The following is a 6,493-nucleotide window of genomic DNA, read 5'->3' as shown; positions in this document are numbered from 1 at the left end:
GGACACTTTTCTGGGCTTTGGCGTGCTTTTTCTCAACTAAGCAGGGTAGACAATGGTAGAAAATCTCATTCGCCAATTCAGCCGCTGAAAAATCGATGTTGGAAGCAGAGTTGTGCAACAGCCACGCTCCCTATATTGAGATAGAAGTGATTTCAGACATGTTCCAAAATAAAGTCAGCATCGATCTTCAATTTGGTGCGTAAAGTCTTGGCCATGGCCAGGTTGACCCGGCGCTTGCCTCGCAGGATCTCCGACAAACGAGTTTCGGGCACCTCCAACAGTTGAGCCATCTCGCGTTGTTTCATCTTCTTCTCGTACATCTTGAACTCGATCATTTCCGGGATGGATTGGGGGACCTTGATAGGCATCAGAGGAATGCTATCTTCATAAGCTTCGGCCCACTCTGAGAGCTTGGCCAGCTCGGTGGCTTCGTCGGGGCTCAACGCAGCAAAGCCCCCGCCTGCTGTCGCCTTTTGAAGAAGGGTTTCAATCTGAGCCATCAGTTGCTGATAGTCGGCGTAGGTGGTTGGCTGTTGCATGGATGAAAAGGGATTAAATAGTTGAGCAGTCCGATAGTTTGTCATACTGGGCATGAGTGCCAATAAAACGAATGAACAGGGTTCGTTTGTCAAAGAAAATCATCGCTATCAATCGGTAATGATTGCCTTTTATGTTAAAAACGTAGTGGTCGTTGCCCACATAATCGACGGAGTTGAATGTTTGCTTGACATCGACCAGCGATTTCCAGTCAGCGGCTTTAACAATGGCGTACCATTCATTGAGAGCCACAACCGCTCCGGTGTGCTGAAGGCCGAACTCGTTAAGAATGGCTTTGCTGATAATGACCATTGATATCTTCCTAATACAACCTAAAGATACGGTTTGTAAATTACATTATCAACTATAAACTTACAAATTCTGTAAAACAATATAATGAATCAACGTTCTAAAACCTTCTACGTTTGGATAATGCTGGTAATGACAAGAGAAGGGTAAAAATGCTTTTGTACAAGACGAAGAAAATTTCATGTGTTTGTAGAAAGATAAGGGCAATTAGTTGGAAGGCTCTTCTTATACCTGTCAACCACAATTCGTAGCATACCTCGAGCGTATAACGGACGACATTCGCCCGTTGAGAAGGGATAGAGCATAGGGGAGCGGAAGGTCAATAGCTAAAGCAATCTAGCCAAACTGACTAATTTTGGGTTGTGAGTAGAACTTCAATTCAACGATGAAAAACACCCTTTACTTGATGGCCCTGTTGGTAGCCTGTTCTTGTGCCAGCATCCGCCAGCGCAACGATACCACTGCGCTCAATCAAATATTTCAGATTCCGCGCCATCAAACGATGTATTCGTACACAAAAAAAGGCGGTGTAAAAGCGAAAATGCTGTCTCAACCTGTTAAGGCAGCTCTCTACGAACGGGCTGACACGCTTTACGCGGAGCTTTTAGCCCAAACCCTGCCCCCGCCCGATGGCGACCCCACTACGATTGATCAGTCGGATTCGCTGGCGGTGTTTTTTTTGCATTACAATCCATCGCTGAATAAGATCGAGGAGAAGAGTCCCTGGTTTCGCTACCAGACCACGGCTGTTGACATTGACTTATTTACGCTACCCTTCAAATACCGGTTTAAAACGGCTAATCAGCCAGGGCAACTGGAAGACAAGCTGAACGTAGGCATCTACGTTGGCGAACGCTACGATCTGGGCCGTTATCGAACGGTTTATTTTAGGCACAACCAGCGCTCAGAAATCTCCACCTTTAGCGTGGGGTTGGGGGGCTTTTTGTGTTTTGCCCCCGCCACCATCACCTCTTTTAGTACACTGGGTCGGGTGCAAGACGACTATCAGGCGCTGGGCCTGAACTACGGGGTGAATACTACATTCAGTTTCTCGAACTTTTCGGCAGGTCTGGCTGTGGGTATCGAGTCGATTACCGACAGCAACCGAAAACTATGGATTTATCAGAACAAGCCTTGGTTGGGCATAACGGTGGGGCTAAATTTGAATTAACAAAAGCGTACTTAAGTCTTATGGTAACCAGCGCCCTATCGTAAGAATAGCGTAAACTTCTCAGTAAACGCTCCCTCATAAGACGGAGATGTCCCATTAGCAATTAAAGGATGGTGTAAACGCAGCTTATAGCAAAAATACAACTAAGAGGTAGTTAAAAAGGATCGGCAGCAGCTAAGTCAGCAAAGGATCGGACTGGACTTGAAACCCAAACAATCCCCCATCCCCAGTTGTATCTATCCAGGGTACTGGTGACCGAACCGGCTTGGCATTCGAATCATCCCATGACTCAACCTCCCATAGGGTCCCCGCTCATCCATGCGGTCGACGACAACGGACTCTTTATGATCTGGCTCTATAATTTGCCTACCTGGCTGTTTGCCTTTTTGACCATTAGTGGCTGCGTTGGTCTGGCTATGATAGGCCTACTGCTGATCCACCGTAGGCTGAATGCAGGCACTTTTGCTACCCTGATTGACAATGGAACCGTAGGTTGGTTCTTTTCGGGGGTAACTGTCTTGTATGGATTGTTGCTGGGCTTGTTAACGGTAGCTACCTGGAATAACTATACCCAAGCCACGGGGCTGGCGTCTCAGGAAGCGGCTAGTCTGGCCGTGCTCTACCGAGACCTGGCGGGCTACCCACCTCCGGAGCGAATCGAGTTGCAGTCCCAGTTACGTACTTACACGCGGTTCATCATTGAGCAGTCCTGGCCCTTACAACGGCAAGGCTTGATCCACAATGGGGAGTCCGCTGAACTGGTTCGCTTTCAGGGCTCCTTGATGGCTTTTGAGCCGACTACCGAAACGGGCAAGATTATTCATCAGGAAGCGGTTCGGGCTTTTAATTCGGTGGTCGAACTGCGTCGGTTGCGGTCCGAATCTATCAGTGGGAGTGTACCGGGGGTGATCTGGTACGTGGTCCTACTAGGGGGACTGTTGACGTTATGGTTCGGCTACCTATTTGTGGTAAAAACCTTCTGGCTTCACGCGGTGCTGGTCAGCTTATTTGCGGCTCTGATTGGCTTACTCATTTTTCTGATCGCAGCTCTAGACCATCCGTACTGGGGTGAGGTAAGCGTCTCCCCTCAGGCTTATGAGCTAGTTTTGACCAAAGTAATGATGACTACTGAGACGAACCACTAACTACTTAGCAAAACTAGGGTCATTAGTCCCGTTTTCAGAGATCATCAGTTTACAGTTTTCCTCCCCGCCAGAGACGATGAAATCTTCATAAGTTGCCTCAAAATTCGGGCGTTTACTTGGCCCGCTTGCTGTCCCAGTGGTAAACTAGCAGGAGGAGCACACAACTTCCTGCTTATGTAAGCATGCGATTGACTACTCCCTTAAACCAAAAGAAGAAACTACGGTCTAACCCTATATGAACAGTAGTATTGAAAATTGGCCGTTACTTCGTATTCAGCAACGTTCTACTAATGAGTGGCGAGCTGTCAGCGAGTTAGTCTTTTTAGAAGGATCGGCCAACTACACCTGGCTGGTATGGTCTGATGGCTTGCGCCTGCTTCTTCCCAATACCATGAAAAGTGTATTGGCCAGGTTACCCCCTTCCCAGTTTATCCGTTTACATCGGCAGTTTGCGGTCAATCACCACTTTGTGGATAAATCCAAAATCCTGGCTGAGCGGTCCAAAGTCTACCTGACCACTGGCGAAAGCTCTTTGCCCATCTCCCGACGACGCCGAAGCGGAATTCACCAGCAATTGATTGAAGCCATGTCGGCCACTGAACTGGCTACCTTTGACTGGAGACTGTTTATGCGCCGATTTAGGGACAAACCGCTTCGGCAGTCCGATTCGATTTGACCCTGGTCAAACGATGTGTACCCGACCGCACCGTTGGATCGAAGGCATTCAAGAAAGGTGTTGAGGGCAAGGGGAATCATGAGTGGCCTAGAGCAGGATCGAACAAACATACGTCTTTACCAAAAAAATAAGGTACATATTGAGTACTAATATGCAAAATACCATCACCCTTATCTCAAACAGCTAAATGGGCGGTTTTCAGGCCTTGCTTGAAGAGACTGTTTTTACCATCGTCTGGAGCCAGCAATTTTGGGGCCACCCTGGTAGGCTAGTTTGTCCTGGTCTCCTCAATCAGTCATTCATGGGGACGATTGGGAGTAGTTCAACACGCCCCTTGTGGTAAGTCAATGACGTCAACTCGCCATAAACGCAACGTGGAAACAAACGTATGGTAAGCCGATAACTCGACAGCTTGTCAAACCGGGCTGTCAACCACTTCGTCAAACGAGCCGCCAATTTTAACCGCTTTCCCACACCATCCCGGGCATACCCCAGAAGAGGTAGCCCTGAACCGTGGCGTAACAAAAGGCAGTAGGTCGTGTTGATACCAATAAGGCGGTTTTATCTCAGTCCAGACCTAACCCGATTAGCTTAGCGATTCTGGTTTCCACCACAGACGCCTCAACAGTCCCTGTTTGTACCCTTAAGCAACCCATTTGGAAAAGACCAAACGTAACCGTGCCGCCACCACTGACCGCATTCTCAACGCGCTGGAAGAACTGCTGGCCCAACAGGGGCTAGCCGGGGTCAACATGACCCGTCTGGCCCAAAAGGCGGCCGTGAGTAAAATCCTGATCTACCGTTATTTTGGTAACCTGGAGGGACTCATTCGCCACTATGTACAGTCGGGTCGGGTTCTACCTCCAAATACCCCGGCACTGGTGAAGCCGCCTAGAGCCACTCGCCAGAAGGATGTAGCCGCCTACTGGTCGGCCACTACCCTGCACTCGTTTGCTCAACTGCGCTTATCAGCCGCTGCCCGCCAGCTGCTGAAAGCTTCCGTGCAAGCCCATGACCCCCTCGGCGACACGGTCAGTGAAGGGCTCGACCAAGAACTCAGCACGCTGGTGGAGGCCTTTTCGCTGGTGAAAGGCGGAGATTATGCCGCCCTGTCGGCGGTCCTCCTGGGCGGGTTGTCCTATCTAACGATACAGGCTGAATTGGACCGCTCGGTATTGGGGATGGATCTGCGGGGGGAGGCCGACTGGCAGCGGGTTGAACAGGCGGTTGGTCTCATCTATCGGGGGCTGGCCCGATTGGCTGCTGACGCTAACATACTCCATGTTTCCTGGAAACCAACCGTAAGCCGGTGTAACCCCAGGCATTGAAAACGAATGAAGGATAAACGAACGCTGTTATGAGACCTTTTGGTGGGTTAACCCGTGATTTGGCTATCGACCTGGGAACGGCCAACACCCTGATCATGGACCAGGGTCAAATTGTGCTGGATGAGCCCTCCATCATCGCCCTCGACAAACGCACCGGTCAGGTGCTGGCCGTCGGTCACCTGGCCAGGCAAATGCATGAGAAGACTAACGAGTTTATCAAAACCATTCGCCCGTTGCGGGATGGGGTGATCGCCGACTTTACGGCTGCCGAATTGATGATCCGGGGTATGATCAAGATGCTGCCCAGCCGTCGTAACCAATTCGCTTCCGCTTACCGGATGGTGGTTTGCGTTCCCTCGGGCATCACGGAAGTGGAAAAGCGGGCGGTGAGAGACTCCTGTGAGCATGCCGGGGCCAAAGAAGTCTATATGGTCTACGAACCCCTGGCGGCGGCCGTGGGCATTGGGATCGACATCACGCAACCCGATGGCACGATGATCATTGACATTGGCGGGGGGACCACTGAAATCGCTGTCCTTGCCTTGTCGGGCATCGTCTGTGATCAATCGATCCGGGTGGCGGGGGATGCCTTTACCCGGGACATCGTTGATTACATTCGTCGGGAACATAACCTGTTGATTGGCGAACGGTCGGGCGAAGACTTAAAAGTGCAGATCGGTTCGGCTCTATCGGACTTACTTTCTCCCCCGGCTGACCACTTCGTTCGGGGTCGTGACCTGATGACGGGCACCCCGAAGGAAATCAAGGTCACCTATGGCGAACTGGCCCACTGCCTGGACCGATCCATTGCTAAAATTGAGGAAGCCACCCTGAAAGTGCTGGAGTTAGCGCCTCCCGAGCTATCGGCCGATTTATACCGGAATGGGATTCAGTTAACGGGTGGGGGAGCTCAGTTGCACGGGCTTGCCCAGCGGCTGGGGGCCATCACCCAGTTGCCGGTTCGGGTAGCCGAAGACCCCCTGCGAGCGGTGGTGAAAGGAACGGGTGAAATGATGCGGGACCTGGATAGCTACCAGGCGGTGCTGATCCGCTGAGGCGCTGGTAAGTAAAGCTTCTTAAATTTTCTTAGTTGGCCCGTTAGATTAGCTGGTAATCCATTGGCTACCCCTGAAGCAGCGGTCCTCACTATTGGTGCCGTATGGGCGTGATAACAATGAAAAGCCAGTGTCTTATAAAACCCTCGTGGCTGTTGCACAACTCTGCTTTCTAACTTGACTTTTGGTTGTCTAATCAGGCTGATCGGATTTTCTACCTTCGGTTCCCTTTCTCAGTTAAGAAAAAGCAGCTCAAAACCTCGAAAAATATC

Annotated in this window: 7 protein-coding genes; 5 read left to right on the top strand and 2 right to left on the bottom strand. The window is 50.5% G+C overall.

The window, feature by feature from the left end; genetic code table 11:
* Positions 1-152 precede the first annotated feature (152 nt).
* Together ACYVJM_RS31745 and ACYVJM_RS31740 are read right to left on the bottom strand one after the other, a co-directional pair.
* Positions 153-539: a helix-turn-helix domain-containing protein gene (locus ACYVJM_RS31745; RefSeq protein ID WP_461152144.1), complete on the bottom strand. Its 387-nt coding sequence runs from the start codon at positions 537-539 to the stop codon at positions 153-155.
* Positions 540-552: 13 nt separating this feature from the next.
* The gene (locus tag ACYVJM_RS31740) at positions 553-849 is read right to left on the bottom strand and encodes a type II toxin-antitoxin system HigB family toxin (RefSeq protein ID WP_461152143.1); all 297 of its coding nucleotides are present in this window, start codon (positions 847-849) and stop codon (positions 553-555) included.
* A gap of 382 nt (positions 850-1,231) precedes the next feature.
* On the opposite strand from ACYVJM_RS31740, the gene ACYVJM_RS31735 reads away from it, so the two are divergent.
* From ACYVJM_RS31735 to ACYVJM_RS31715, 5 genes are all read left to right on the top strand, one after another.
* Positions 1,232-2,017, top strand: a complete 786-nt coding sequence (locus ACYVJM_RS31735) for a hypothetical protein (protein ID WP_461152142.1) — start codon at positions 1,232-1,234, stop codon at positions 2,015-2,017.
* 284 nt (positions 2,018-2,301) lie between these two features.
* A complete protein-coding gene (locus tag ACYVJM_RS31730; RefSeq protein ID WP_461152141.1) occupies positions 2,302-3,162 on the top strand; it encodes a bestrophin-like domain in 861 nt (286 codons plus the stop codon).
* 235 nt (positions 3,163-3,397) lie between these two features.
* A complete protein-coding gene (locus tag ACYVJM_RS31725; protein WP_461152140.1) occupies positions 3,398-3,838 on the top strand; it encodes a LytR/AlgR family response regulator transcription factor in 441 nt (146 codons plus the stop codon).
* Between the two features lie 656 nt (positions 3,839-4,494).
* Positions 4,495-5,166, top strand: coding sequence for a TetR/AcrR family transcriptional regulator (locus ACYVJM_RS31720; protein ID WP_461152139.1), 672 nt, complete (start codon positions 4,495-4,497; stop codon positions 5,164-5,166).
* A gap of 29 nt (positions 5,167-5,195) precedes the next feature.
* Complete coding sequence (locus ACYVJM_RS31715) at positions 5,196-6,221, top strand: rod shape-determining protein (RefSeq protein WP_461152138.1); 1,026 nt, start codon at positions 5,196-5,198, stop codon at positions 6,219-6,221.
* Positions 6,222-6,493 lie beyond the last annotated feature (272 nt).

It is taken from the genome of Spirosoma pulveris, assembly GCF_054781875.1.
This window is presented reverse-complemented; position numbering and strand designations above follow the sequence as displayed.